This is a genomic window from Serinicoccus shuyuelongi, assembly GCF_045032955.1.
GTDB lineage: Bacteria > Actinomycetota > Actinomycetes > Actinomycetales > Dermatophilaceae > Ornithinicoccus.
Genome location: NZ_JBJFZU010000002.1, coordinates 639892 through 665162, shown reverse-complemented (window position 1 = coordinate 665162; position 25271 = coordinate 639892). Strand labels below are relative to the sequence as shown.

The following is a 25271-nucleotide window of genomic DNA, read 5'->3' as shown; positions in this document are numbered from 1 at the left end:
CGCGCCGCGACGAGACCGGTCCGCCACCCCCGGTCCCGACGCGCGGGGGAGGTCGGGTCCGCTCGCGTATCGTGGGCGCCATGGCTCTGCGTCTGTTCCCCGACACCACCGCGGCCGAGTGGAACACCCGCATCGCCGCCACCCCGAGCGGGGGCAACATCTTCCAGAGCCACGAGCTCGGCGAGGTGAAGCGGCTGGCGCGCTGGACCCCCCGGTATGCCGAGTCCGACGGGATCGCGATGACGATCCACGAGAAGCGCGCCACCCCGTTCGGGACGATCTGGTACCTCCCGAAGGGCCCGTGCGTGGCCGACACCGCGCAGCTGGCCGGCGTCGTCGCCGACCTCGCCGCGGAGGCCCGCAGCCGGGGGGTGCTCTTCGTCCGGATCGAGCCGGAGCTGCCCGAGACCCCGGAGAACGTGGCCGCGCTGGAGAGCCTGGGGCTGCGCCACGTCGAGCCGGTGCAGCCGCACACCTCCACGGTGATCCACGCGCTCCCGGAGGACGAGGAGGGGCTGCTGGCCAGCTACCCGTCCAAGACCCGCAACATGGTGCGCCGCGCGGGCCGCGAGGGCGTGCTGGTCGAGCGGGCTCCGGACAGCGACGAGACCTATGACGACATGTGGGAGATCTGGCAGGACGTGGTGCGCGACCAAGGGCTCGCGGTGCGCAGCAAGGAGTACCACGTCGCCTCGTGGAAGCTGATGGTGCGCAGCGGCCTGGCACAGGTGCTGATGGCCCGGGTGGATGGCGAGGCGGTGGCCTCGGCGGTGGTCGCCAGCCTCGGTGAGGCGGCGGCATACAAGGAGGGCGCCAGCCTGCGCGACCGGCCGGTCCCGGGGGTGAGCCAGCTCGTGCAGTACGAGGGCATGCGCTGGGCACTCGAGCGCGGCGCCCGGACCTACGACCTGGTGGGGGTGCCGCACTCCAGCGAGCTGGACGACACCAGCCACCCGCGGCACGGGATCGGCAAGTTCAAGCGCGGCTTCACCAAGGAGGTCATCGACTGGGTCGGAGCCTGGGACATCGTGGTCCACCCGCGCCGGTATGCCCTCTGGCAGCGGGTGGGCGAGCGGGCCGTGGCCCGGGTTCAGCGCAGGGAGCCCGGCGACACCTTCTGGTGACACCGGTGGGCGCACAACGCGCGCCCGGTCGGTGCACAACGCTCGCCCGGTCAGTAGAAGAGCGGGTTCGCCTTCGCCGTGAGCCGCCGGTAGACAGGCATCCCCACCCGGTCCCACACCGCGAAGACGCGCGGCTTGAGCACCAGCTGCATGGTCCCCACCTGGTCGACGATGGGCGCGAACGCGGTCTTGAACTGCACCAGCGGGTGCAGCTTGTGCGACTCGTCCTCGGCCGACCAGCTGGGTGGCGCGCCGTACATGTCGTAGGTGGTGACGCCGTGCTCCTTGCACCAGCGCATGGCCTCCCACTGCACCCGGTACTGCAGCCCGTTGGAGTCCCGCGTGCGCCGTGAGCCGCCGTCCTTGTAGTACCCGAGCTCACCGCGGTGGATGACGAACGCGCCGGCCTCCGGCTCGGCTCCTTCCGCCGGGCTGGCCAGCACGAAGTGCCCCTGACCGGCGTCGATGTAGCGGCGCCACAGCCCCTGGTGGTACTCCTGGCTGCGGTGCTCGACCCCGGCCCGCCCCATCGTCTCGTCGAACAGGCTCCACATCAGCGCGAAGGCCTCGTCGTCGGTGCGGTGCTCGATCACCGCGTCGGCGGTCTTGCGGATGTGCCGGCGGGCGCGCTGCCGGAACCCGGCGAGGATGTCCTCCTCCTCGGGGCGCAGGTCCACCAGCACCGTGTGCTGGCCCTGCTGCAGGTCGGGCATCGGGCGCATCCCGGGCACCGCGGCGATCAGCCGCTCGCGGTCCTCGGGCCCCTGCGCCGGGACCGAGGGCTCCAGCACCACGGCGAAGGGTCGGCCGACGGGCGGCGTGCGCAGGTCCTCGGCGCAGGCGCGGGCGTGGTCGGCGTCGGCGACCCGGGGCCCCATCGGGCAGTACCAGAGCTCGCCGAACGGGGGCACCCGCCGGTAGAGGTAGAGCGCGTGGACGGGCTCCTGCCCGGGGTGCTCGTGCACCAGCCGGCGTGCCTTCCAGACCGGCGCCTTGAGGTCCGCGTAGCTGTCCAGCTGGTACAGCTCCGGACCGCCCGGGTTGGCCCAGACCAGGTCGTCCCATCGGGCCCGCTCGTCCGGGGTGGCCTCGCGCAACGTCATACCGCCAGCCTAACGGCGACCGGCCCGCCCACCGGACACGAGAGAGGACCCCGGGCGGGGTGCGACGCGTCCTGCGTCGTGCCCCGCCCGAGGTCCTCAGGAGGTATGCGCCGGGCTCAGCCCGCCTGCTCCTCGACCGGCACGGTGTCCGGCACCTCGGCGGGCTTGTCCTGCCCGCTGAAGGTGAAGACCTTGTCCCGGGTCTTGCCGTCGCCGACGGTGTCCTCGACGTCGACCAGGACGATCTGGCCGGCGCGGATCTCGCCGAAGAGGATCTTCTCGGACAGCTGGTCCTCGATCTCCCGCTGGATCGCGCGGCGCAGCGGCCTGGCGCCCAGCACCGGGTCGTAGCCGCGCTTGGCCAGCAGCTCCTTGGCCGAGGACGTGAGCTCCAGGGCCATGTCCTTGTCCTTGAGCCGGTCGTCCAGACGGGCGACCATGAGGTCCACGATCTGGACGATCTCGGCCTGGCTGAGCTGCGGGAAGACGATGGTGTCGTCCACCCGGTTGAGGAACTCGGGACGGAAGTGCTGCTTGAGCTCGTCCGTGACCTTGTTCTTCATCCGGTCGTAGGAGCTCTGGGTGTCCGGTCCGGCCGAGAAGCCGAGCGAGACGCCCTTCGCGATGTCCCGGGTGCCCAGGTTGGTGGTCATGATGATGACGGTGTTCTTGAAGTCGACCACCCGGCCCTGGGAGTCGGTCAGGCGACCGTCCTCCAGGATCTGCAGCAGGCTGTTGAAGATGTCCGGGTGCGCCTTCTCGATCTCGTCGAAGAGCACGACCGAGAACGGCTTGCGCCGCACCTTCTCGGTGAGCTGGCCGCCCTCCTCGTAGCCGACGTAGCCGGGGGGCGAGCCGAACATCCGGGAGACGGTGTGCTTCTCGGAGTACTCCGACATGTCGAGCGTGATGAGGCTGTCCTCGTCACCGAAGAGGAACTCGGCGAGCGCCTTGGCCAGCTCGGTCTTGCCGACACCCGTGGGGCCGGCGAAGATGAACGAGCCACCGGGACGACGCGGGTCCTTCAGACCGGCGCGGGTGCGGCGGATCGCCTGGGACAGACCCTTGATGGCGTCGTCCATGCCGATGATCCGCTTGTGCAGCTCCTGCTCCATGTTGAGCAGCCGCGAGGACTCCTCCTCGGTGAGCTTGAAGACGGGGATGCCGGTGGACGCGGCGAGGACCTCGGCGATCAGCTCCTCGTCGACCTCGGCGACGACGTCCATGTCACCGTTCTTCCACTCCTTCTCCCGCTCGGCGCGCGCCTGGGTGAGCTTGTGCTCCTCGTCGCGCAGCCGGGCCGCCTTCTCGAAGTCCTGCGCGTCGATCGCGGACTCCTTCTCCCGCCGTGCGTGGGCGATCTTGTCGTCGAAGTCGCGCAGGTCCGGCGGCGCCGTCATCCGACGGATCCGCAACCGGGCCCCGGCCTCGTCGATCAGGTCGATCGCCTTGTCCGGCAGGAAGCGGTCGTTGATGTAGCGGTCGGCCATGTTCGCCGCGGCGACGAGGGCGGCGTCGGTGATGGTCACCCGGTGGTGCGCCTCGTAGCGGTCGCGCAGACCCTTGAGGATCTCGATCGCGTGCTTCAGGGTCGGCTCTGCCACCTGGATCGGCTGGAAGCGGCGCTCGAGCGCGGCGTCCTTCTCGATGTGCTTGCGGTACTCGTCCAGGGTGGTCGCGCCGATGGTCTGCAGCTCGCCACGGGCCAGCATCGGCTTGAGGATGCTGGCGGCGTCGATCGCGCCCTCCGCGGCACCCGCACCGACGAGGGTGTGGATCTCGTCGATGAACAGGATGATGTCGCCGCGGGTGCGGATCTCCTTGAGCACCTTCTTCAGGCGCTCCTCGAAGTCACCGCGGTAGCGGGAACCGGCGACCAGCGCGCCGAGGTCCAGCGTGTAGAGCTGCTTCTCCTTCAGCGTCTCCGGCACGTCTCCCCGGACGATGTCCTGGGCCAGGCCCTCGACGACGGCGGTCTTGCCGACGCCGGGCTCACCGATCAGCACCGGGTTGTTCTTGGTGCGCCGGGAGAGCACCTGCATGACCCGCTCGATCTCGGACTGACGACCGATGACCGGGTCGAGCTTGCCCTCGCGGGCGGCCTGGGTCAGGTTGCGGCCGAACTGGTCGAGCACCAGCGAGCCGGCCTGCTGGCCCTCCTGCTGGCTGCCGGCGCCGACACCGGCGGACGCGGTCTCCTTGCCCTGGTAGCCGGAGAGCAGCGTGATGACCTGCTGGCGGACCCGGTTGAGGTCGGCGCCGAGCTTGACCAGCACCTGGGCGGCCACGCCCTCACCCTCACGGATCAGGCCGAGCAGCAGGTGCTCGGTGCCGATGTAGTTGTGGCCCAGCTGCAGACCCTCGCGCAGCGAGAGCTCCAGCACCTTCTTGGCCCGGGGCGTGAACGGGATGTGCCCCGTCGGGCTCTGCTGGCCCTGGCCGATGATCTCCTGCACCTGCTGGCGCACTGCGTCCAACGAGATGTCGAGCGACTCCAGCGCCTTGGCTGCTACGCCCTCACCCTCATGGATCAGGCCCAGCAGCAGGTGCTCGGTGCCGATGTAGTTGTGGTTCAGCATGCGCGCCTCTTCCTGCGCGAGCACCACCACTCGTCGAGCCCGGTCGGTAAACCGTTCGAACATGCGATTCTCCTCCACTGTGGGTGCCTGGCTCCCACTCTACGTGCGTCTGCTCTGCTCAACGCCGTCCTGCGCCATCGATGTTCCCTGTTCGCCCCGGGCGCAATACGGCCCATGCCTCCAGGTATGCGCCCGCCCCTCACCGCAGGCGGGCGAGCACCGGCGGTGGGGCGGGCACCCGCTCACCGTCCTGGGCGCGGACCCAGGACCGCAGTGCCCAGCGGACGAAGTCCGGCTGCAGCATCACGTCCTCCCAGGTGAAGCGGAGCACCGTCCAGCCGAAGACCACCATCTCGGTGTACCGCCGGACGTCTTCCGCCCGCCCGTCCGCCGCCATGGCCACCCGCCTCGCCTGCCGTGCGCCTCACCTCCGGCCGTTCTGGCTCGTGCTTGACCGGCCAACCGTGGTGGACCGCGGCGCTGCGGTGGGCCAGGACCGCGCTCATCCGGTGCGCGGCAGCGGCGTGCGTCCTGCACGAGGCCAGTCGGTAGCGACCGCGGCGTCCCCGCACCAGGCGGCCGTCCCGGACGGCTACGGCCAGCGCCCGCCAGCTGACCACCGCGCGCCGCAGCTGTCGCGTCGTCGCCGCACCGCCGCGCTGGGCGACGAGCGTGGTGGGGTTCGGTGCGGGCATACCCCAGGGTGGCCCGATGGGGTACGGCCTCGCGGGGCTCGTCCACAGGGCGCCTCCCCGGAGGCCACACCCAGGAGGTGAGGACCGACGGGCGCCACGGGCATACCGGCACCAGAGGTGCGGGAGCCACGTCCGTGGTGCCCGTCCGGCGCCTCCGGTATGCCCTCAGCCCCCCGATCTACCATGCCGCCATGCGCACCCGCACCCTCTCCTCGTTCGCCCTCGTCGCCCTCCTCGCCACCGCCGGCTGCACGTCCGGGTCGGAGCCGGCGGACGACCGGACCGAGGAGCAGACGTCCGAGCAGGCCGCGGCGACCGACGGGTCGGGCATGGACGGGTGGCTCTGCGACGACATCAGCCCGGCCTCGCTGGAGACCCTCGCCGGTGGCGAGCTCACCGACCCGACCGAGGTGCAGGTCCAGGACGACGACGAGGCCTGGGTCTGCGAGGCGCGGGACGGGCAGACCCCGCTGGCGCGGGTCACGCTGCGGGTCGGCGAGGAGGCCCGTGACGAGGCCCGCGAGCGGGTGGAGCAGACGGAGGGCGTCGAGCCGGGCCCCGAGTACCTCGGGGAGTCGTACACCTCCCCGGCGCTGGTGGTCGGACTCACGCTGTGCCGGGTGACGGAGGGCGGACCCGACGACCACCAGCCCTACGTGATGCTCGCCGAGTCGCTCGTCGACTCCGAGGAGGACCTGAGCGAGCCCCTGCGCTCCACCCTGGCCCAGCTGGCCGGCGGCCTGGACCAGCGGTACGGGTGCAGCCCGACGATGGCCCGCAGCGACGCGGCCGAGGCCACCGAGGCCCCCTGAGGTCGGCGCTCAGCCCGCCTTCTTGGCGGCCGGTTTCCGGGCCGGTGCCTTCTTCTTGGCGCCCGAGGACTTCGCGCCTGCGCCCTTCTCGTCCTTCTCGTCGTCGTCCTCGGACGCCTTCCGGCTCCGGCCGGCACCGGCCCGGTCCACCGAGCGCTGCAGCGCGGCGAGCAGATCGACCACCTCGCCCGAGTCCGCCTCCTCCGGCTGGTCCGGGCTCTCGGTGACGTCGCCGCCCTTGATCTTCTTCTCGACCAGGGCGTCGACGGCCTCCTTGAAGTCGTCGACGTGCCCCTCGGGCTGGAAGTCGCCGGACATGGAGTCGACGAGCATCCTGGCCATCTTCACCTCGGCCTCCTTGGGCTCGCTCACCTCGTCCAGGTGGTCGAGCTGGCCGGCGTCCCGGATCTCGTCCGGCCACAGCAGGGTCTGCAGGATGATGGCACCCGCACTGTCGTCCCCCGCGACCCGGAGCACCGCCATCGTCATCCGGCTGCGCACCGAGACCGTCACCACGGCCACCCGGTCCGACTCCCGCAACGCCTCGCGCAGCAGCCCGTAGGCCTTGGCACCCATGGCGTCCGGCTCGAGGAAGTAGGCCTTGTCGTAGAGGATCGGGTCGATCTGCTCCCGCGGCACGAAGGACTCGACCGTGATCTCTTTGTTGCTGCGGTGCGGCAGGCTCGCCAGGTCCTCGTCGGTGAGCACGACGGTCTTGCCGTCCTCCGTCTCGTAGGCCTTGGCGATGTCCTTGTAGGCCACCTCCTCCCCGTCGGCCTGCGCGACCCTCTTGTACCGGATGCGGCTGCCGTCGGAGCTGCGCACCTGGTGGAAGCTGATGTCGTGGTTCTCGGTCGCGGAGTAGAGCCGCACGGGCACGTTCACCAGCCCGAACGACACGGCACCCTTCCAGATCGCTCTCACACGCACCAGGATGGACCCATGCGCCCCATGCTCGCCACCCCAGGGGACGTCGTGCCCGGTCCCCCGTCCGGACCTGCCTGGGCGCACGAGATCAAATGGGACGGCATCCGGCTGCTCGCCGACGTCCGCGAGGGGCGGTTGCGGCTGCTCACCCGCGGTGAGCGGGACATCGCGGTCGCCTTCCCCGAGCTGACCGCCCTGGCCACGGTCGCGGAGGACCTGCTGCTCGACGGCGAGGCGGTGACCATGGTCGGCGGCCGTCCCTCGTTCGCGCACGTGGTGGACCGGGTGCACACCACCACCGACGCCGCCGCCCAGCGGCTGGCCGCCACCCGGCCGGCGACCTACCTCGCCTTCGACCTGCTCCGGCTCGACGGCCTGGACCTGACCCCGCTGCCGTGGAGCGCCCGGAGGGAGGCCCTGGAGCGTGTCCTGGGCGATATCCCGCACACCCAGCTCTCACCGGTCTACGAGGACGGCGCCCAGCTGCTCGCCGTCACCCGCGACCAGCAGCTGGAGGGGGTGCTGAGCAAGCGGCGCAGCTCCCCCTACCGGCCTGGGCAGCGCAGCCGCGACTGGCTGAAGTTCCCGCACCGGCTGCGGTGCTCCGTGGTGGTCGGGGGGTGGCGCCCCGAGACCGGACGCGTCACCCGGTTAGGGGCGGTGCACGTGGGTCTGCCGGTGCACGGCCCGGACGGTATACCGCTGCGCGCCGCCGACGGCACGCTGCGGCTGCGCTACCTGGGTCGGGTGGGCAGCGGCCTGGCCGGCCGGGCGGGCGCCTCGCTGCAGGCGCTGCTCGCGCAGGTCGCCCCGGCGGACTACCCGTTCCAGGACGAGATCCCGGCCGCCGAGGCCAGGGGCTCGACCTGGGTCAGCCCCCAGGTGGTGGTCGACGTCGAGTCGTTGGGCCTCAGCACGGCACAGCACCGGCTGCGTCAGCCCTCCTACCAGGGTGTACGCACCGACCTGCTCGCCGAGGACCTGCCGGAGGAGCCATGAGCAGCCAGAACGTGACGGTGGCGGGCCGGGTGCTGAGGGTGAGCAACCTGGACAAGGTGCTCTACCCGGCGACCGGCACCACCAAGGGCGAGGTGCTCACCCACTACGTCACCCGGGCGGAGGACATCCTGCCCGAGCTGGCGGACCGTCCGGTGACCCGGATCCGGTGGCCGGAGGGGGTCGGCAGACCCCATTTCTTCGAGAAGAACCTGCCCTCCGGGGCGCCGGACTGGCTGCCGCGGGTGACGGTCCCCACCCCGGGGTCCTCCCGGGGGCATACGCACCTGACCTTCCCGCTGGTCACCGACCTGGCGGACCTGGTGTACCTGGTCAACCTCGGCAGCCTGGAGCTGCACGTGCCGCAGTGGCGGGTGCGCGACGGTGAGCCGCAGCCGCCCGATCGCCTGGTCATCGACCTCGACCCCGGCCCGGGCACCGGGCTGGCGGAGTGCGCCCGGGTGGCGCTGCTGGTCCGGGCCCGGCTGGAGGGTGTGGGGCTGACGGCGCGGGCGGTGACCAGCGGATCCGCCGGCATGCAGCTCTACGCGGGGCTGGAGGGGACCCGCTCCGCCGACGAGGTGAGCGGGGTCGTCCGGAGCATGGCGCAGGCCCTGTCCACGCAGCATCCGGACCTGGTCACGGCCAAGATGGCCAAGTCCGAGCGGCCGGGGAGGATCTTCCTGGACTGGAGCCAGAACAACGCGGCAAAGACCACGATCTGCCCGTGGTCGCTGCGCGGTCGGGACCGCCCACAGGTCGCGCTGCCGCGGCCATGGACCCGGGTGGAGGCTGCCGCCGCCGGCGAGGAGGAGCTCGTCCAGGTCACGCTCGACGAGCTCTGAGGCGCTCCGGGACAGAGCGCGGGGCCGGCACCCTGGTGGATGCCGGCCCCGCGCTCGTCGTCACTCTGGTCAGTTGGCCGCCGCATAGGCGTCCTTGAGCTCCTGCGAGACACGGCCTCGCGAGCTCACCTTGAAGCCGTTCTCACGGCCCCACTCACGGACCTTGGCGAGCTCGTCGCTGCGGTCGTTGGAGCCGTTGGCCCCACGGCGACGGGTCTGGCGACGACCGCCGGAGCGCCGGGCCTGACCGATCCACGGTGCGAAGTCCTCACGTAGCTTCGCAGCGTTCTCGTCATTGAGGTCGATCTCGTAGTGCACGCCGTCGAGAGCGAACTCCACGGATTCGTTCGCCTCCCCGCCATGAACGTCATCCACCAGGATGACCTGCACGCGCTGTGCCATTTTTTCTCCTGAGTCTTGAAGATTGGTGCTCGCTACAGGTTGCGTGCACACGACTAAACAGTACCCCCAACTGAAGCGCAGGGAAACTTCACCGCGCGGCAAAGGTGGTGCCGTGAGGTCAGATCACAGGATGGTATAGCGGAAGTCCCGAGAATCTCTCGAAGAACGCCTGCTCAGCGTGGGGCCTCCGGCGGCACCGCCGACGGTCCGTCGGCCTCGGAACGGCGGGCAGCGGCGGCCTCGGCGGCGGCCTCCGCGCGGTCCGCCTCGCGCAGGGCGGCCCGCTCGCGCCGGTCACCTTCCACCATGTGCTTGATGACCACGTAGAACAGGTAGAGCAATCCGATCGAGGGCAGCAGTGCCGCCAGGATCATCCAGCCCTCGTGCAGGAAGGAGGACATCACGACTCCGGCTTGAGGAACGGAAAGAGGATCGTCTCGCGGATGCCCGTGCCGGTGAGCAGCATGAGCACCCGGTCCAGGCCCAAACCCAGACCCCCCATGGGCGGCGCGGCATACTCCAGCGCCCGCAGGAAGTCCTCGTCCAGCTGCATCGCGTCGGGGTCACCACCGGCCGCGAGCAGCGACTGCTCGGTGAGCCGTGCGCGCTGGATCTCGGGGTCGACCAGCTCGGAGAACGCGGTGCCGCGTTCCACCCCACCGATGATCAGGTCCCAGGCCTCGACCAGGCCCTCGGTCGTGCGGTGCGGGCGAGCGAGCGGCTGGGCGATCGCGGGGTAGTCGCAGACGAAGGTGGGCTGCACGAGGGTCGGCTCCACGACGTCCCCGAAGATCTCCAGGGCGATCTTGTCGGCGCCCCAGCCGGGATCGACGGCGACGCCGTGCTCGTCTGCCAGGGCCCGCAGCTCCTGCGTCGAGGAGGTGACGGTGACGCTCCGGCCCACCGCGTCGGAGAGCCCGTCGTAGAAGGGCAGCCACGCCCACTCCGCGTCCAGGTCGACGGTCCCGGCCGGCGTCTCGATCGAGCGGGAGCCGATCTCGTCGGCGGCGGCCAGGATCATCCGCCGCATGAGGTCGGCCATCGTGAACTGGTCACCGTGCGCCTGGTAGCACTCCAGCATGGTGAACTCCGGGGAGTGCGTGGAGTCGATCCCCTCGTTGCGGAAGATCCGACCGATCTCGTAGACCCGGTCGACCCCACCGACGACGGCACGCTTGAGGTAGAGCTCGAGCGCGATCCGCAGCGTCATCGGCAGGTCGAAGGCGTTGAGGTGGGTGCGGAACGGGCGGGCGGTGGCCCCGCCGTGGATGCTCTGCAGCACCGGGGTCTCCACCTCGACGTACTCGTCGTCCTCGAGCACCCGGCGGACGGCACGGGTCATCGCCGCCCGGTCGAGCACCATCTGCCGGGCCTCGTCGCGGACGATGAGGTCCACGTACCGCTGCCGCACCCGTTGCTCCTCGGACAGGTCCTTGTGCAGGACCGGGAGCGGCCGCAGCGCCTTGGACGCCATTCGCCACCCGGTGGCCATCACCGAGAGCTCGCCCCGACGCGAGCTGATCACCCGCCCCTCGACGAAGACGTGGTCGCCCAGGTCGACCCAGGCCTTCCACCGGGCGAGTGCCTCCTCACCGACCTCGGCCAGCGAGATCATCGCCTGCAGCCGGGTGCCGTCCCCGGCCTGCAGGCTCGCGAAGCAGAGCTTGCCGGTGTTGCGGACGAAGACGACCCGCCCGGAGACCCCGACCACGTCCTGGGTCTCCTCCCCGGTCTCCAGGTGGGCCCACTGCTGACGCACCTGCGCGAGCCCGTGGGTCACCGGGACCTGCACCGGGTAGGGGTCGACACCGGCGTCGAGCATCGCCTGCCGCTTGCCGCGGCGTACCGCGATCTGCTCGGGCAGGTCGGTGTCAGGGGCGGTGTCCGGGGCGGGCTCAGTCACGGTCCCAGCGTAGTGCCGCCTCAGAACAGGGCAGCGCCGGCCACCCGTCGCTCCAGGTCGAGCAGGGTCTGTTTGCGCTGCACCCCTCCCCCGTACCCGGTGATCGCCCCACCGGTGGCGATCACCCGGTGGCAGGGCACCACCACGGAGATGGGGTTGCGTCCGTTCGCGAGGCCCACGGCCCGGGCCGCACCGGGCTGGCCGATCGCGCGGGCCAGCTCGCCGTAGGACCAGGTGCGGCCGTAGGGGATGCTCGCCAGCTGTTCCCAGACCCGCCGCTGGAAGACGCTCCCGGTGGCCTGCAGCGGCAGGTCGAAGTCGGTCCGGGTGCCGGCGAAGTAGTCGCCCAGCTGTTCCTGGGCGTCGAGCAGCACGGGCGGCGCCACCCGGGCGTCCACCTGCTCCCCGAGGTCCTGCGGGGCGTGCCGGTGCTCCGCGAAGTACAACCCGGTCAGGTGGGTGCCGTCGCTGGTCAGCCGCAGCGGGCCGACCGGTGAGTCGGTGAGCAGGTGGACGGTCATGCGCTCTCCTTCGTCTGGTCAGGGGTATGCCGGGTCCCGCCGGGGAGGGTGGCGGCGGCGTGCTGCGAGCCGGCCCAGAGCAGCGCGCTCGCGTAGGCCCGCCACGGCGACCAGCGGGCGGCGTGCGCGACCAGGCCACGCCCGGTGGGCAGGCCCAGCCCGGCGGCGGTCACCCGGACGCCGAGGTCGGTGGCGGGGAAGGCGTCCGGGGCGCCCAGGCCGCGCATCAGGATCATCTCCGCCGTCCACGGGCCCACCCCGGGCAGCGCCAGCAGCTGCTCCCGGGCGATCTGTCGGTCCACCCCGGGACCGAGCTGCAACGAGTCGTCGGCAAGGGCCGTCGCCACCCGCAGCACGGTCCGGCGCCGGCTGCCGGGCATACCCCCCAGGTCCGCCTCCGCGGTCCCGGCCAGGGCGTCCGCGGTCGGGAAGAGGTGCGTCACACCGAGGTCCCCGAAGGACTCCGGGAGGGGCCGGCCCAGGCGCGCCACGAGCCTGGCGGCGTGCGTCCCGGCGGCGGCGGTGGACACCTGCTGGGAGAGCACCACCCGGATCGCGAGCTCACCGGCGTCGAGCGCGCCGGGCAGCCGCACCCCGGGGGTGGCCGCCACCAGCGGGGCGAGCGCGGGGTCCGCGCCGAGGTGCTCGTCGACCGCGACCGGGTCCGCGTCCAGGTCCAGCAGGTGCCGGCAGCGCTGGATCGCCGCGCCGAGGTCGGCCACGTCGGTGAGCCGCAGCCGGAGGCCGATGTGCCTCTCGTCGGGTGCCGGCGGGGTCAGCTCCAGGACGGCCGGCCCCCGGGGCAGCGACACGCTCTGCGACAGGGTCGCCCCGTCCCAGGCATCCACCCCGGCGACCCCGGTGGCGACCAGGTGCCCGAAGAGGCTGGGTACGTGCAGCGGGGCCCGGAACGGCAGCCGCAGCGTCAGCGCGGTCGGAGCACCTGTGCCGCCGAGCGCCCCGGGGACCCGGGCGGTGTCGGTGGGCGCCGGGGTGGCGCGGCGCCGCCGGTATGCCGCCGTCCGCAGCTCCGTGGGGGTGGCCGCGTAGACCTCACGGACGGTGGCGTTGAAGGCCCGGATGCTGGTGAAGCCTGCCGCGTGCGCCACCTGGGCCATCGACAGGTCGGTCCCCTCCACCAGCAGGCGTGCCGTCTGGGCACGCTGGGCCCTGGCCAGGGCGAGCGGGCCCGCCCCGAGCTCCTCACGCAGCAGCCGCTCCACCTGACGGGTGGAGTAACCGAGCCGGGAGGCGAGGCCGCCCACCCCCTCCCTGTCCACCACCCCGTCGGCGACCAACCGGGCGGCGCGCGCGGCGACGTCCCCGCGCAGGTGCCACCGGGGCGAGCCGGGGGTGGCGTCCGGCAGGCAGCGTTTGCAGGCGCGGAACCCGGCCCCCTGGGCCGCCGCCGCACTCGGGTAGAAGGCCATGTTGCGCACCGCGGGGGTGATCGCCGGGCAGCTCGGGCGGCAGTAGATCCCGGTGCTGAGCACCCCGGTGACGAACCACCCGTCGAAGCGCGGGTCCTTGCTGCGCACGGCGGCGACCCGGCTGTCGTGGTCGAGGTGGGGGAAGGTCACGCCACCATCCTGCGCCGGGCACCCGGGTCTCGTCTAGCAGAAAAGCGACATCACGGTCGGGCGTCGCCGGCCGGGTGCGCGACCCGGGCACGCCGTCGCCCGGCCAGCGTCCTCATCTCCAGCCCCGCGGTCACCAGCAGGGTCAGACCGACCAGCGGGAGCACGAAGAACAGCATCACCGTCTCGAAGCCCTCCAGCGCCGCGTGCCGGGTCGCGTTCAGCACGACGAAGGCCGTGTAGCCCAGGTAGAGGGCCACGAACAGCCCACCCTCCCAGCGGGTCACCGTGAAGCCGGAGAGGACCACCGGGGCCAGCGCGATGCTGGTCGCGACCAGGATCGGGATGTCCAGCGAGATCGCGGCCGCGGGGACCGGCAGGCCACCGGGCGCCAGCAGGGCCGGCAGCCCCAGCACCAGCCCGATGTTGGCGATGCAGCTGCCGACCACGTTGCCCACCGCCAGGTCCCGCTCGCCGCGGACCGCGGCGATGACCGAGGCGGCGAGCTCGGGCAGCGAGGTCCCGACGGCGACCACCGTCAGCCCGATCACCAGGCTGCTCACCCCCAGCCCCTCGGCGATGCTCACCGCCCCGGCGACGAGCAGATTCGCCCCACCGACCAGCAACGCCACCCCGAGCAGGACGAAGAGGAGGGCGACCGGGACCCGGAGCGGCCGGCTGCCGCCGTCCTCCGCCGCGGCGCCCCGGCGCTTGCGCACGGACGCCCGCTGCGCCCGGCGCCCTGCCCCCACGGTGACCACCGTGTGCACCGCCATCGCGAGCAGCAGCAGGCCCCCCTCGAGGGTGGAGATCCGGCCGTCCAGGGCGACCAGCAGGAGCACGACCGAGAGGCCCACCATCACCGGCACGTCGATCTTGACCAGCTGCTCGCGCACCGCCAGCGGCAGCACCAGGGCCGCGATCCCGAGGATCAGCAGCACGTTGGCGATGTTGGAGCCGACGACGTTGCCGACGGCGAGGTCGGGCTGCCCGTCCAGCACCGCCCCCACGGTCACCGCCAGCTCGGGCGCCGAGGTCGCCACCGAGACCACGGTGAGGCCGACGACGAGGGGGCTGATGCCCATCCGGGAAGCGAGCGACGAGGCACCCCGGACGAGCACCTCGCCCCCGGCGACGAGCAGGATCAGACCCGCGACGATCCGGGCGATGTCGAGAAGGTCCACGATGCGGCACCCTAGTCCGATGACGTCGTCCGCGCCCGCAGCAGCCTCCGGGGACGGCGCCCTGAGCTGGGCCAGAGCCTGGCAGGAGGCGTTGTACGCGCCCGACGGCTTCTACCGACGGGCGGCACCGGCGCAGCACTTCGCGACCTCGGCCCAGGGCATCCCGGGGGCGGGGGCGTTGCTCGCCGAGGCGGTCGCCGCACTGGCCACCCGGCACCGGTGCGCAGCCGTGGTCGACGTCGGTGCCGGCCGGGGAGAGCTTCTCACCGAGCTGGCCACCCGGGACCCCCGGTTGGCCCTCACCGGGGTCGACGTGGTGCCCCGCCCGCCCGATCTACCCCCGGGCGTCGACGGCTGGCTGGTCTCCCCCGGCGGACCTGCGCTGCCGCCGTCGCTGGCGGACCTGCAGGACACCCTGGTGCTGGCGCACGAGTGGCTCGACGTGGTCCCGTGCCAGGTCGCGCAGCGCGACCGGCACGGAGTGTGGCGGGAGGTCGAGGTCATCGCCCGCTCCGGCACCGTGACCGAACGCCCGGGGCCGCCCTTGACCGGGGCCGAGCAGGAGTGGGCCCAGCGGTGGCTGGCTCCGCAGGTGTGGCGCGCCGAGATCGGGCTGGCCCGTGAGCAGGCCCTGGCGGACCTGCTCACCCGTGTCCGCTCGGGCCTGGTCGTCGTCGTCGACTACGGGCACCAGGGCGCGGAACGGCCGCCCGGGGGCACCCTCACCGGCTTCCGGGACGGTCGCCAGGTGGACCCCGTGCCCGACGGCGCGAGCGACCTCACCGCGCACGTCGCCGTGGACGCCCTGCTGGCCACGCTGCCCCGCGGGGCACGGGCGCAGCGCCAGGGCACGGTGCTGCGCGACCTGCTCGGCGACCCGGCGCCACCGGTCCCGCACGACCTGTCCCGCAGCGACCCCGGGGCATACCTGCGCGCGCTGGCCCGCCGGGGAGCGCTGCGCACGCTGACCTCCGGCGCCCTCGGCGACTTCTGGTGGCTGCAGGTGCCGGTCGGTGACGTCCGGTGACGTGCCCGGCCCGGACGCATAGGGTGGCCGGGTGAGCCCCCGCGACCTGGACGTGACCCTCGGCGCCGCCGGTGTGGGTGGGCTCGACACCACCGAGATGGTGCTCAACATCGGCCCGCAGCACCCGGCGACGCACGGGGTGCTGCGGCTGCGGGTCACCGCGGACGGGGAGCGGATCACCGCCGCCGAGCCGGTGATCGGCTACATGCACCGGGGCGCCGAGAAGCTCTTCGAGGTGCGCGACTACCGCCAGATCATGGTGCTCGCCAACCGGCACGACTGGCTGTCCGCCTTCAACAACGAGGTCGGTGTCGCCCTCACCGTCGAGCACCTGCTCGAGATGGAGGTGCCCGAGCGGGCCACCTGGGCCCGCACCCTGCTCAGCGAGCTGGGCCGGGTCCTCAACCACCTGATGTTCCTGGGCTCCTACCCGCACGAGCTGGGCGCCATCACCCCGATGTTCTACTCCTTCCGCGAGCGGGAGGAGCTGCAGGCCGTGCTGGAGGAGTTCTCCGGCGGCCGGATGCACTTCATGGCCACCCGGGTCGGCGGCCTGCTGCACGACCTGCCGCCCGGCTGGCTGGACCGGGTGGACGCCGCGGTGCGGGCGGTGCGGACCCGGCTGCCGGAGCTGACCCGGCTCATCCTGGGCAACGAGATCCTCCAGGCCCGCACCCGCGGGGTCGGGGTGCTGCCGCTGGAGTCGGTGCTGGACTACGGCGTCTCCGGGCCGATCGCCCGCGCCTCCGGGCTCGACGTGGACCTGCGCCGTGACGAGCCCTACCTGGCCTACGCGGAGCTCTTCGCGGAGGGCGGTCCCGGTCGGGTGGTGACCCGGGAGGCCGGTGACTGCCTGGCCCGGCTGCAGGTGCTGGCCGAGCAGATCGACGTCAGCCTGGACCTGGCGACCGCCTGCACGGCGCGGCTGCGGGACCTGGGCGAGGGCCCGATCGACGTCCGGCTGCCGAAGAACCTCAAGGTGCCCGCCGGGGAGCACTACTTCGCCGCCGAGAACCCGCTCGGCTTCAACGGCTACTACCTGGTCAGCCGGGGGGACAAGGAGCCGCACCGGCTCAAGCTGAGGTCCGCCTCGTTCAACAACGTCCAGGTGCTGCGCGAGATGCTGCCGGGCGCGGTGGTGGCGGACATGGTCGCCATCCTGGGCTCGATGTTCTTCGTCGTCGGGGACATCGACAAGTAGGTCCGTCTCAGGAGCCGGGCACGGCCCTGCGGAGCACGCTGACGCAGAAGTCGGCGCCGGCGTGCCAGGGGCGCAGGTCCCAGGTCGCGAAGCGCTGCTCCAGCGCCAGGTCGGTGCCGCCGGCAGCGGTGTCCAGCTCCTCGGGGGTGAAGCCGCGGGTCACCCGGCAGCCGACCACCAGGAAGCCCCCGGGGTGCAGGTGCGCGGTGACCGAGCGCAGCGCGGCCGCCCGGTGCTCGGCGGCCACGAAGTCCATCACGTTGCCGGCCAGCAGGGCCCCGTCGAAGGGCTCCGGATGGCCCTGCGCGGCGAGGTCGAGCCCGGTCAGGTCGCCCACCAACCAGGTCGCGCCGGGATGGTCCTCGCGTGCCGCGGCCACCAGCTCGGGGTCGATGTCGACACCCACCACCTGGTGCCCGAGCCGGGACAGGTGCCCTCCGTGCCGACCGGGCCCGCAGCCCGCGTCCAGCAACCGGGCCGCCCGCGGCGCCAGCGCGTCGACGAGGCGGGACTCGCCCAGGATGTCCTCGCCCTGGTCCGCCATGGCCCGGAAACGGTCCACGTACCACCGGGAGTGGTCCGGGTCGGCGAGCCCCGGCCACAGGGTGGTCGGGTGCGGCCCGGCGGTCGGCTCGATGGGCACGTGCGGGTCGCGGTCGCTCACCGACCCACCGTACGCCGGGCGGGTGCGGCGGTAGCGTGCTCGGGTGCGCGACATGGTGACCGAGTGGGGCTCCCCCGCGTTCCACGCCCGCGCCACCGGATGGGTGGACGGGGCGCTGGGGGCCCGGGGGCTGCGGCGCACCGGCGCACTGCAGCCGCACAAGGTCCGGTTCTGGTCCGCGGTCCTCGTGGTGCCGCTGGGGTCGGAGCGGGCCTGGTTCAAGGTGGCCAACCCGGGTCAGGCCTTCGAGGGAGCGCTGCTGGGCGCGATGGCCGCGCTGGCCCCCGCCCACGTGCTGGCCCCCTGGGCCGTCGACCCGCAGCACGGGTGGTGGCTGCTGCCCGACGGCGGTCCCACCGCCGACCACCCACGCGGCCGCCAGCACGCCTGGGAACCCCTGCTGCACGACGCTGCCGAGCTGCAGCGTCGCTGCGAGGGCTACCGGGCCGAGCTGTCGATGCTGCCCTCGCTCACCCCGGAGCAGGCGGGGGACGCGCTCCTCGGCCTGGTCGACGACCTGGCCGGACGGGACGCGGCCGACCCCCAGCACCTGGACGCCGACCGGGCCCGGGCCCACCTCGCCCGACGGGCCGACCTGGACCAGGACCTGGGCCTGCTCACCGACAGCGGGGTGGCCCCCACGGTGCAGCTCAACGACGTCCATCCCGGCAACGCCTGCGCGCCACGCACCCCGGGCGCCCCGCGGGCGTTCTTCGACCTCGGCGACGCCTTCTGGTCCCACCCCTGGCCGCTGCTGCACGCACCGCTGCGGGGTGCGGCCGGGGCGCGGCTGGTGGACCCGCTGCCGGACTCCCCGGTCGTCCGCCGGCTGACGGACGCCTACCTGGAGCACTGGCCGGGGGTGGCCCCCGGTGACCGGCCCGCGCTGCTCCGGGCGGCGGACCGTCTCGGGGCGCTGCACCGGGCGCTCTCCTGGCGGCGGCTGCTGGCCGAGGCGGACCCGGACCGGCTCGGCGTCGCCACGCCACGGCTGGACACCTGGCTCACCCAGGCGCTGGATCCCGGGCCTCAGCCGTAGGCGAGGTCCCCGTCCGGACGGGGGTCGTCGTCGTCGCCGTCGTGGTCGCCGGGGATCCGGCACCAGGACTGTCCGACGAAGCCGGAGACGGACAGCCCCAGCGCCAGCACGGCGTGCACCAGGCCCCGGACCAGCTGCCCCCGCTCCCCGGGCACGTCGACGTTGGGCAGGTGGACCAGGCCGTTCGCGGCATACCAGCCGACCAGCGCGGCGCCCCCCAGCGCGGCGGCCTGCGCCCCGACCAAGGTGCCGCGACCCCGCTGCGGCGAGGGCGGCTCCCGGGTGGCGCCCACCAGGTAGCGCCGGATCTGCCAGCACATCGCCAGCACCAGCGCCGCGACCGCCAGCAGCGGCACCAGCCCGATCCACGAGATCACCGGGTATGCCCCGCCGAGGCTACGGGTGGTCTGCAGCAGCACCGCGCTCACCATCCCGGACAGCGCCGCCACCAGCACGCCGGTGCCCGCCCGCACCCCCTCGACGGCGCTCACGGCTCCCCCTCCAGCGGGTGCACGTCCTGACCGTGGAGCAGCTCGGTGCCCAGCAGCTCGCGGACCGGGACGACCGCGGTACCGCGCCGTAGCGAGGCCTCGGGGTCTACGTCGGCCCAGGGCACCAGCACGAACGCCCGTTCGTGGGCCCGCGGGTGCGGCAGGGTCAGGTCCGGGTCGCCGCTGACGACCTCGTCCGCCTCACCGGGCCGCCCGTACTGGACCAGGTCCAGGTCCAGGGTCCTGGCCCCCCACCGCACCTGCCGGGTGCGGCCGAGATCCGCCTCCATCCGGTGCAGCGCCGCCAGCAGCGCGGCCGGTGCCAGGCTGGTGCGGGCCAGCACCACGGCGTTGACGTAGTCCGGCTGCCCGGCCACCGCGTCCCCGCCGACCGGGGCGGTGACGAAGCAGCGGGAGGGACGCACCGCGTGCACCCCGCGCACCCGGCGCAGCCGGCCCACGGCGCTGCGCAGGGTCCCCGCGGGCGGGGCGCCGTCCGGACCGTCCAGGTTGGCACCGAGGGCGATCACCACCGGCACGTCCCGGCGCCGGTGCAGCACCACCGCCACGTCGGCGAAGGGCACCCCCACCGGTGCCTGCGGCTTGTGCACGGTGACCTCGACCCACTCCACCCGGGGCCGGGCCAGCGCCTGGTCCGCGATCTCGCCGGCCACCGTCTCGATGAGGTCGCGCGGCGGCCCCTCGACGACGGCCACCACGTCGGCGGCGACCTCGGCGTAGCTCACGGTGGCGGCGAGGTCGTCGGTGGCCGCGGCGGGTGCCAGGTCGAGCCCCAGCACCACGTCGACGACGAACTCCTGGCCGTCCCGACGCTCGTGCCCCAGCACGCCGTGGTGGCCCCGGGCCCGGACCCCCGTGAGCCGGATCAGGTCACCGCGCATCGTCGGCCTCCTGGGTCATCCGCCACACGGCAAGGGCGTCCCTGGTCGGGGGGACCTCGTGCACCCGCACCGCCCAGGCGCCGGCCTGCGCCGCGAGGAGGCTGGTCGCGGCGGTCGCCGCGTCCCGGTCGGCGGGCGGGCTCGGCTCTCCCTCGGGGGCCTGGTGGGCCTGGGGGGCCAGCCGGCCGAGGAACCGTTTGCGCGAGGTGCCGACGAGCACCGGTAGGCCCAGGGCCACGACCCGGTCCAGCCCGGCGAGCAGCTGCCAGTTGTGCGCGGCGTCCTTGGAGAAGCCGAAACCGGGGTCCAGCACCAGCTGCTCCTGCCTGACGCCCTGACCGAGCAGCGCCTCCACCCGGTCACCCAGCTCCCGGCATACCTCCTGGACGACGTCGTCGTAGTGGTGCCGGGCGGCGGGGTCGCTGAGCAGCCCGCGCCAGTGCATCACCACGTAGCGGGCACCGGTCGCCGCGACCAGCTCCCCCATCGCCGGGTCACCCAGACCGCCGGAGACGTCGTTGACCAGGACCGCACCCGCCTGCAGCGCCGCCTCGGCGACGGGGGCGCGCATGGTGTCGATCGAGACGGCGCACCCCTCGGCGGCCAGCGCGGAGACGACGGGCAGCACCCGCTCCAGCTCCTCCTGCTCGCTCGGCCGGGTGCTCCCCGGGCGGGTGGACTCGCCGCCCACGTCGACCAGGTCGGCGCCCTGGGCGAGGAGGGTCCGGGCGTGCGCCACCGCAGCCTCCGGGTCGGTCCAGCGACCCCCGTCGCTGAACGAGTCGGGGGTGACGTTGAGGACGCCCATGATCGAGGTATGCCCCATGTCGCGTCTCACCGACCGGTGACCAGGCTCATCGCCTCGGCACGGGTGGCCGGGTTCCGCAGCTGGCCGCGGACCGCGGAGGTGATCGTGCGGGCGCCGGGTCGGCGGATGCCGCGCATCGACATGCACAGGTGCTCCGCCTCGACCACGACCAGGACCCCTCGCGGGGCCAGGTGGCCCTCCAGCGCGTCGGCGATCTGCATGGTGAGCCGTTCCTGGACCTGCGGGCGCCGGGCGTAGACGTCGACCAGCCGGGCCAGCTTGGACAGACCGACGACCCGCCCGTCCCGTCCCGGGATGTAGGCCAGGTGGGCGGTGCCGTGGAAGGGCACCAGGTGGTGCTCGCACACGCTGTAGAGCGCGATGTCCTTGACCATGATCATCTCGTCGTGGTCGGCGTCGAAGGTGGTGCCCAGCACCTCGCTGGGGTCCTGCCGCAGCCCGGCGAAGATCTCCGCGTAGGAGCGCGCCACCCGGGACGGGGTTTCCAGCAGCCCGTCCCGGTCGGGGTCCTCCCCGACCGCGAGCAGGATCTCCCGCACCGCGGCCTCGATCCGCGGTCGGTCCACCCCGTCCGGCTCAGTCCCGCCCGGGCTCGACACGGCCGCCCTCCGGCACCTGGACGACCTCGGCCGGCGGGTGCTCGCCGTCGACCTCGGTGAGCGGGTGGTGACCGTTGGACATGGCCCGCTTCTCCGCCTCGGTCAGGACCGGGCCCGACTCGTGGATGGTGCGGCCGTCAGAGGAGAGCCAGACGGGCCGGACCGGGCGGCGGCGGATGTCCGTGAAGATCTCGGCGATGGCGTCCGCGTTCAGCGTCTCCTTCTCCAGGAGCTCCAGCACCATCGCGTCGAGGATGTCGCGGTTGTCGTTGATCGCGTGCCAGGCCTCGTCGTGGGCGGCCTCGATCAGGCGGCGGACCTCCTGGTCGACGATCCCGGCGATGTTCTCGGAGTAGTCGCGGCCGTGACCCATGTCCCGGCCGAGGAAGACCTCGGAGCTGCCGGAGCCCAGCTGGACCGCGCCGACCCGCTCGGACATCCCGAACTGGGTCACCATCTTGCGGGCCAGGCCGGTGGCCTTCTCGATGTCGTTGGCCGCACCGGTGGTCGGGTCGTGGAAGACCAGCTCCTCGGCGACCCGGCCGCCGAGGGCGTAGGCGAGCTGGTCCAGCAGCTCGTTGCGGGTGGTGGAGTACTTGTCGTCGGCGGGCAGCACCATGGTGTAGCCCAGCGCCCGGCCGCGCGGCAGGATCGTGATCTTGCTGACCGGGTCCGTGTGGTTCATCGCCGCGGCGACCAGCGCGTGACCACCCTCGTGGTAGGCGGTGATCTTGCGCTCCTTGGCGCTCATCACCCGGGTCCGCTTCTGCGGCCCGGCCATCACCCGGTCGATCGCCTCGTCCAGGTCGGCGTCGCCGACCACGGTCTCGTTGCGCCGGGCGGCGAGCAGCGCGGCCTCGTTGAGGACGTTCGCCAGGTCAGCGCCGGAGAAGCCGGGGGTGCGCCGGGCCACGGTCATCAGGTCGACGTCCGGCGCCAGCGGCTTGCCCTTGCCGTGCACCTGCAGGATGTGCATCCGGCCGAGCATGTCCGGCGCCTCGACGGCGATCTGCCGGTCGAAGCGGCCCGGGCGCAGCAGGGCCGGGTCGAGGATGTCGGGGCGGTTGGTCGCGGCGATGAGGATGACGTTCGTCTTGACGTCGAAGCCGTCCATCTCGACGAGCAGCTGGTTCAGCGTCTGCTCACGCTCGTCGTGGCCACCGCCGTGCCCGGCACCGCGGTGCCGGCCGACGGCGTCGATCTCGTCGACGAAGATGATGGCCGGCGCGTTCTCCTTGGCCTGCTCGAAGAGGTCGCGCACCCGGGAGGCACCGACACCGACGAACATCTCCACGAAGTCCGAGCCGGAGATCGAGTAGAAGGGCACCCCGGCCTCGCCGGCGACGGCGCGGGCCAGCAGCGTCTTGCCCGTGCCGGGCGGGCCGTAGAGCAGGACGCCCTTGGGGATCTTGGCGCCGACCTCGAGGAACTTGCGCGGCTCGGCGAGGAACTCCTTGATCTCGTGCAGCTCCTCGACGGCCTCGTCGGAGCCGGCGACGTCGTCGAAGGTCACCTTCGGCATGTCCTTCGTGGCCAGCTTGGCCTTGGACTTGCCGAACTGCATGACCCCGCGGCCACCGCCCTGCATCCGGGTCATCAGCCACAGGAACAGCCCCAGGATGAGCAGCAGCGGCAGGAAGTTCACCAGCACCGAGACGAAGAGGTTCTGGGTGTCCGGGTCGTCGGTGAGCCGCTCCGAGGGCGGGTTCTCGTCCAGCGCGGTGATGATCTGGTCACCACGGGCCGGGACGTAGAACGCCTGCACCTGGTCGGTCTCGCCGACGTCGTCGTTGCTGAACGTCTCGCCGTCACGCAGGGTGAGGTCGATCCGCTCCGGGGTGACGACCGCCTCGGCGACCTGGTCGTTCTGGATCAGGTCGAGGGCGTCGGAGGTGTCGATCCGGCTGTAGGGGCTCTGGGACAGCAGGGAGTACCACAGGACTCCGAGGCCGAGGAAGAGGAAGATCCACATCCACCGGCTGGGCCTGGGACGTTGCGTCTTCCGCGGGTTGGCGGTGCTCATGTCAGTGACGTTCGGAGGATCACGGTGTCCTCCGGTCCTCCTGGTCCAGTCGGTCCGGCAGTTGGTCTGATGCCGTCAACGTGCGGCAGGTGGTCAGTGTTCCATCATCCATCAGCTGTAGACGTGCGGTGCCAGGGTGCCGATGACCCGCAGGTTGCGGTACTTCTCCGCGTAGTCCAGGCCGTAGCCGACGACGAACTCGTCCGGGATGTCGAACCCGACGTAGCGGACGTCGATCTCGACCTTGGCGGCGGTCGGCTTGCGGAGCAGGGTGCAGATCTCCAGGCTCGCCGGTCCGCGGGAGCGCAGGTTGGCGCTGATCCAGGACAGCGTCAGGCCGGAGTCGATGATGTCCTCGACGATGAGCACGTGCCGGTCGGTGATGTCGGTGTCCAGGTCCTTGAGGATCCGCACCACCCCGCTGCTCTTGGTGCCCGAGCCGTAGCTGGAGACCGCCATCCAGTCCATCTCCGCCGAGCCCGGCAGCGCGCGCATGAAATCGGCCATCACCATCACGGCACCCTTGAGCACCCCGATCAGCAGGACGTCCTTGTCGTGGTAGTCCGCCCACACCTCCTCGGCGAGCCCGGCCAGCCGGTCCTGGATCTGCTGCTCGGTGAACATGACCTCGGCCAGGTCCTGGCCCATGTGCTCGGCTTCCACGCCTTCGCTCCTCGTGCTCGGTGCTCGTCGGTGCCCGTCGGGCTGGTGCTCGTCGTCGGGACCATTGAACTATGTCTGCCCACGCAGCCATACCCGGTCTCCGTCCCGTCCCGCGCGGACCCCGCCCGGCAGGTGCAGCGGCCCCTGACCGTGCCAGCGTGCCACCAGGTCGTCGACCGCGTGCAGGTGCTCCCCGGTCAGGTCCGTCCCCGGGCTGCCGGCGGCCAGCGCGAGCCGTCGCCACAGGCGGGTCCGCACCGCCCGAGCGAGCGCACCGACCGCGCCCACCTCCCAGGGCGGCTCCCCCAGCTCGAGGTATGCCTGCCCGGCCACCGCGTCCAGCGCGTCGGCGTCCTCCCGCAGCAGGTCGGCGGTCCGGGCCAGGTTGCCGACCAGCCCCGGACCGAGCACGTCCTCCAGCCCGGCCAGCGCCTGCCGGGCCCGGACCCGGGCGAACCGGGGGTCCTCGTTGTGCGGGTCGTCCCAGGGGCGCAGGCCCAGGTCGACGCAGACCTGCCGGGTCCCCGCCCGCGGCAGACCGAGGAAGGGCCGGCCCAGCAGCACCACCTCGCGCCCCCACGCACCGGGCCCTTCCCCCTCCCCCCTCTCCCCCGCACCGAGCGTCTCGGAGTGCCGATCCGGACGTCCCGTCGTGCCGGTCAGGACGCGCGTCGGTGCCATCCCTGCCGCCGACCGGGTGCCTGCGCCGCGGGCCAGCCCCAGCAGCACCGTCTCCGCCTGGTCGTCCCGGGTATGCCCCAGCAGCACGGCGCGCGCCCCGAGCCGCTGCGCGGTCGCGCGGAGAGCGGCATACCTCACCTGCCGGGCAGCGGACTCCGGTCCCGTCCCGTCGTCCGCCACCGTGACCGGCACCACCTCCACCGGCCCCCCACCGTTGTCGCTGTCGAGCAGACCGCGACACTGCTCCGCCGCGCGCCGCGCGACCCGGTCCGAGCCCGGCTGCAGGCCGTGGTCGACCACCACCGCCCCCGCACGCAGCCCGAGCCGGGGGGCCACGAAGGCGGTCGCAGCGACGAGCGCGAGGGAGTCGGCACCACCCGAGCAGCCGACCAGGGCCAGGTCACCGGGCGCCGGGCCGGCCTCCTCCAGCCACCGGCGCACGGCCACCCGGGCCGCCGCCACGGCGGCGGACGGTCCGGCCACG

25 protein-coding genes are annotated in these 25271 nt (G+C 72.8%); 7 read left to right on the top strand and 18 right to left on the bottom strand.

Translation table 11 applies throughout. The features are described from left to right. Window positions 1–80: 80 nt before the first annotated feature. A complete protein-coding gene (locus tag ACI3EY_RS03340) occupies window positions 81–1124 on the top strand; it encodes a lipid II:glycine glycyltransferase FemX (protein ID WP_405039412.1) in 1044 nt (347 codons plus the stop codon). Window positions 1125–1174: 50 nt separating this feature from the next. Here ACI3EY_RS03340 and ACI3EY_RS03335 read toward each other — a convergent pair whose 3' ends face one another. The 3 genes from ACI3EY_RS03335 to ACI3EY_RS03325 form a co-directional block, all read right to left on the bottom strand. Further along, window positions 1175–2227, bottom strand: coding sequence for a lipid II:glycine glycyltransferase FemX (locus tag ACI3EY_RS03335; protein ID WP_405035708.1), 1053 nt, complete (start codon window positions 2225–2227; stop codon window positions 1175–1177). 116 nt (window positions 2228–2343) lie between these two features. Further along, window positions 2344–4869: an ATP-dependent Clp protease ATP-binding subunit gene (locus ACI3EY_RS03330; protein ID WP_405035707.1), complete on the bottom strand. Its 2526-nt coding sequence runs from the start codon at window positions 4867–4869 to the stop codon at window positions 2344–2346. 136 nt (window positions 4870–5005) lie between these two features. Next, window positions 5006–5203 (bottom strand): hypothetical protein, encoded by a 198-nt coding sequence (locus ACI3EY_RS03325; RefSeq protein WP_405039411.1) that lies wholly within the window; start codon window positions 5201–5203, stop codon window positions 5006–5008. Window positions 5204–5692: 489 nt separating this feature from the next. Here ACI3EY_RS03325 and ACI3EY_RS03320 point away from each other — a divergent pair, with 489 nt between their 5' ends. After that, window positions 5693–6313 (top strand): hypothetical protein, encoded by a 621-nt coding sequence (locus ACI3EY_RS03320; protein WP_405039410.1) that lies wholly within the window; start codon window positions 5693–5695, stop codon window positions 6311–6313. A gap of 9 nt (window positions 6314–6322) precedes the next feature. Here the strand turns inward: ACI3EY_RS03320 and ku are convergent, their stop codons facing one another. Next, window positions 6323–7237: a non-homologous end joining protein Ku gene (gene ku / locus ACI3EY_RS03315; RefSeq protein WP_405039409.1), complete on the bottom strand. Its 915-nt coding sequence runs from the start codon at window positions 7235–7237 to the stop codon at window positions 6323–6325. Between the two features lie 18 nt (window positions 7238–7255). Between ku and ACI3EY_RS03310 the strand changes: the two genes are divergently transcribed. Further along, complete coding sequence (locus ACI3EY_RS03310; protein ID WP_405039408.1) at window positions 7256–8239, top strand: ATP-dependent DNA ligase; 984 nt, start codon at window positions 7256–7258, stop codon at window positions 8237–8239. Continuing rightward, complete coding sequence (ligD, locus tag ACI3EY_RS03305; RefSeq protein WP_405039407.1) at window positions 8236–9081, top strand: non-homologous end-joining DNA ligase; 846 nt, start codon at window positions 8236–8238, stop codon at window positions 9079–9081. Before ACI3EY_RS03310 ends, ligD begins: the two co-directional genes overlap by 4 nt. A 69-nt stretch (window positions 9082–9150) precedes the next feature. On the opposite strand, the gene ACI3EY_RS03300 is transcribed toward ligD, so the two are convergent. The 6 genes from ACI3EY_RS03300 to ACI3EY_RS03275 all read right to left on the bottom strand — a co-directional run bounded on the left by ACI3EY_RS03300 (window position 9151) and on the right by ACI3EY_RS03275 (window position 14668). Next, complete coding sequence (locus ACI3EY_RS03300) at window positions 9151–9483, bottom strand: histone-like nucleoid-structuring protein Lsr2 (protein ID WP_405035701.1); 333 nt, start codon at window positions 9481–9483, stop codon at window positions 9151–9153. Window positions 9484–9656: 173 nt separating this feature from the next. Beyond that, a complete protein-coding gene (locus ACI3EY_RS03295; RefSeq protein ID WP_405035700.1) occupies window positions 9657–9884 on the bottom strand; it encodes a hypothetical protein in 228 nt (75 codons plus the stop codon). Beyond that, complete coding sequence (gene lysS, locus ACI3EY_RS03290; RefSeq protein WP_405039406.1) at window positions 9884–11386, bottom strand: lysine--tRNA ligase; 1503 nt, start codon at window positions 11384–11386, stop codon at window positions 9884–9886. The genes ACI3EY_RS03295 and lysS overlap by 1 nt, the downstream gene beginning before the upstream one ends. Before the next feature lie 20 nt (window positions 11387–11406). Then, window positions 11407–11907: a methylated-DNA--[protein]-cysteine S-methyltransferase gene (locus ACI3EY_RS03285; RefSeq protein ID WP_405039405.1), complete on the bottom strand. Its 501-nt coding sequence runs from the start codon at window positions 11905–11907 to the stop codon at window positions 11407–11409. Further along, window positions 11904–13487 (bottom strand): DNA-3-methyladenine glycosylase 2 family protein, encoded by a 1584-nt coding sequence (locus tag ACI3EY_RS03280; RefSeq protein ID WP_405039404.1) that lies wholly within the window; start codon window positions 13485–13487, stop codon window positions 11904–11906. Before ACI3EY_RS03280 ends, ACI3EY_RS03285 begins: the two co-directional genes overlap by 4 nt. A 50-nt stretch (window positions 13488–13537) precedes the next feature. Further along, window positions 13538–14668 (bottom strand): calcium/sodium antiporter, encoded by a 1131-nt coding sequence (locus tag ACI3EY_RS03275; protein WP_405035696.1) that lies wholly within the window; start codon window positions 14666–14668, stop codon window positions 13538–13540. Between the two features lie 19 nt (window positions 14669–14687). Here ACI3EY_RS03275 and ACI3EY_RS03270 point away from each other — a divergent pair, with 19 nt between their 5' ends. Next, window positions 14688–15695, top strand: coding sequence for an SAM-dependent methyltransferase (locus tag ACI3EY_RS03270; RefSeq protein ID WP_405039403.1), 1008 nt, complete (start codon window positions 14688–14690; stop codon window positions 15693–15695). A 31-nt stretch (window positions 15696–15726) separates the two neighbouring features. Beyond that, window positions 15727–16896, top strand: coding sequence for an NADH-quinone oxidoreductase subunit D (locus ACI3EY_RS03265; RefSeq protein WP_405035694.1), 1170 nt, complete (start codon window positions 15727–15729; stop codon window positions 16894–16896). A 7-nt stretch (window positions 16897–16903) separates the two neighbouring features. On the opposite strand, the gene ACI3EY_RS03260 is transcribed toward ACI3EY_RS03265, so the two are convergent. Next, window positions 16904–17560 (bottom strand): class I SAM-dependent methyltransferase, encoded by a 657-nt coding sequence (locus ACI3EY_RS03260; RefSeq protein WP_405035693.1) that lies wholly within the window; start codon window positions 17558–17560, stop codon window positions 16904–16906. 43 nt (window positions 17561–17603) lie between these two features. On the opposite strand from ACI3EY_RS03260, the gene ACI3EY_RS03255 reads away from it, so the two are divergent. Further along, a complete protein-coding gene (locus ACI3EY_RS03255; RefSeq protein WP_405039402.1) occupies window positions 17604–18599 on the top strand; it encodes a hypothetical protein in 996 nt (331 codons plus the stop codon). Here ACI3EY_RS03255 and ACI3EY_RS03250 read toward each other — a convergent pair. The 7 genes from ACI3EY_RS03250 to ACI3EY_RS03220 form a co-directional block, all read right to left on the bottom strand. Then, entirely contained in the window at window positions 18590–19090 is a 501-nt protein-coding gene (locus ACI3EY_RS03250; protein ID WP_405039401.1) for a DUF3180 family protein, read from the bottom strand. The two genes, ACI3EY_RS03255 and ACI3EY_RS03250, sit on opposite strands and share 10 nt — an antisense overlap. After that, window positions 19087–19992, bottom strand: coding sequence for a dihydroneopterin aldolase (gene folB / locus ACI3EY_RS03245; RefSeq protein ID WP_405039400.1), 906 nt, complete (start codon window positions 19990–19992; stop codon window positions 19087–19089). The genes ACI3EY_RS03250 and folB overlap by 4 nt, the downstream gene beginning before the upstream one ends. Then, entirely contained in the window at window positions 19982–20830 is an 849-nt protein-coding gene (gene folP / locus ACI3EY_RS03240; RefSeq protein WP_405039399.1) for a dihydropteroate synthase, read from the bottom strand. The genes folB and folP overlap by 11 nt, the downstream gene beginning before the upstream one ends. Next, window positions 20827–21420, bottom strand: coding sequence for a GTP cyclohydrolase I FolE (folE, locus tag ACI3EY_RS03235; RefSeq protein WP_405039398.1), 594 nt, complete (start codon window positions 21418–21420; stop codon window positions 20827–20829). Before folE ends, folP begins: the two co-directional genes overlap by 4 nt. Beyond that, on the bottom strand, window positions 21398–23443 hold the full coding sequence (gene ftsH / locus ACI3EY_RS03230) for an ATP-dependent zinc metalloprotease FtsH (RefSeq protein WP_405039397.1): 2046 nt from the start codon (window positions 23441–23443) through the stop codon (window positions 21398–21400). Before ftsH ends, folE begins: the two co-directional genes overlap by 23 nt. 111 nt (window positions 23444–23554) lie before the next feature. Next, window positions 23555–24106, bottom strand: a complete 552-nt coding sequence (gene hpt / locus ACI3EY_RS03225) for a hypoxanthine phosphoribosyltransferase (protein ID WP_405035686.1) — start codon at window positions 24104–24106, stop codon at window positions 23555–23557. 69 nt (window positions 24107–24175) lie between these two features. Next, entirely contained in the window at window positions 24176–25270 is a 1095-nt protein-coding gene (locus ACI3EY_RS03220; protein WP_405039396.1) for a tRNA lysidine(34) synthetase, read from the bottom strand. Between the last annotated feature and the right edge of the window lies 1 nt (window position 25271).

What these genes read in the sequence shown, in the direction of transcription:
- ACI3EY_RS03300 (WP_405035701.1), bottom strand. Translation starts at nt 9,483, where the DNA reads ATGGCACAGCGCGTGCAGGTCATCCTGGTGGATGACGTTCATGGCGGG.
- ACI3EY_RS03285 (WP_405039405.1), bottom strand. Translation starts at nt 11,907, where the DNA reads ATGACCGTCCACCTGCTCACCGACTCACCGGTCGGCCCGCTGCGGCTG.
- ftsH (WP_405039397.1), bottom strand. Translation starts at nt 23,443, where the DNA reads ATGAGCACCGCCAACCCGCGGAAGACGCAACGTCCCAGGCCCAGCCGG.
- ACI3EY_RS03330 (WP_405035707.1), bottom strand. Translation starts at nt 4,869, where the DNA reads ATGTTCGAACGGTTTACCGACCGGGCTCGACGAGTGGTGGTGCTCGCG.
- ACI3EY_RS03295 (WP_405035700.1), bottom strand. Translation starts at nt 9,884, where the DNA reads ATGTCCTCCTTCCTGCACGAGGGCTGGATGATCCTGGCGGCACTGCTG.
- ACI3EY_RS03340 (WP_405039412.1), top strand. Translation starts at nt 81, where the DNA reads ATGGCTCTGCGTCTGTTCCCCGACACCACCGCGGCCGAGTGGAACACC.
- ACI3EY_RS03325 (WP_405039411.1), bottom strand. Translation starts at nt 5,203, where the DNA reads ATGGCGGCGGACGGGCGGGCGGAAGACGTCCGGCGGTACACCGAGATG.
- ACI3EY_RS03270 (WP_405039403.1), top strand. Translation starts at nt 14,688, where the DNA reads ATGACGTCGTCCGCGCCCGCAGCAGCCTCCGGGGACGGCGCCCTGAGC.
- ACI3EY_RS03335 (WP_405035708.1), bottom strand. Translation starts at nt 2,227, where the DNA reads ATGACGTTGCGCGAGGCCACCCCGGACGAGCGGGCCCGATGGGACGAC.
- ACI3EY_RS03310 (WP_405039408.1), top strand. Translation starts at nt 7,256, where the DNA reads ATGCGCCCCATGCTCGCCACCCCAGGGGACGTCGTGCCCGGTCCCCCG.
- ligD (WP_405039407.1), top strand. Translation starts at nt 8,236, where the DNA reads ATGAGCAGCCAGAACGTGACGGTGGCGGGCCGGGTGCTGAGGGTGAGC.
- ACI3EY_RS03320 (WP_405039410.1), top strand. Translation starts at nt 5,693, where the DNA reads ATGCGCACCCGCACCCTCTCCTCGTTCGCCCTCGTCGCCCTCCTCGCC.
- folB (WP_405039400.1), bottom strand. Translation starts at nt 19,992, where the DNA reads ATGCGCGGTGACCTGATCCGGCTCACGGGGGTCCGGGCCCGGGGCCAC.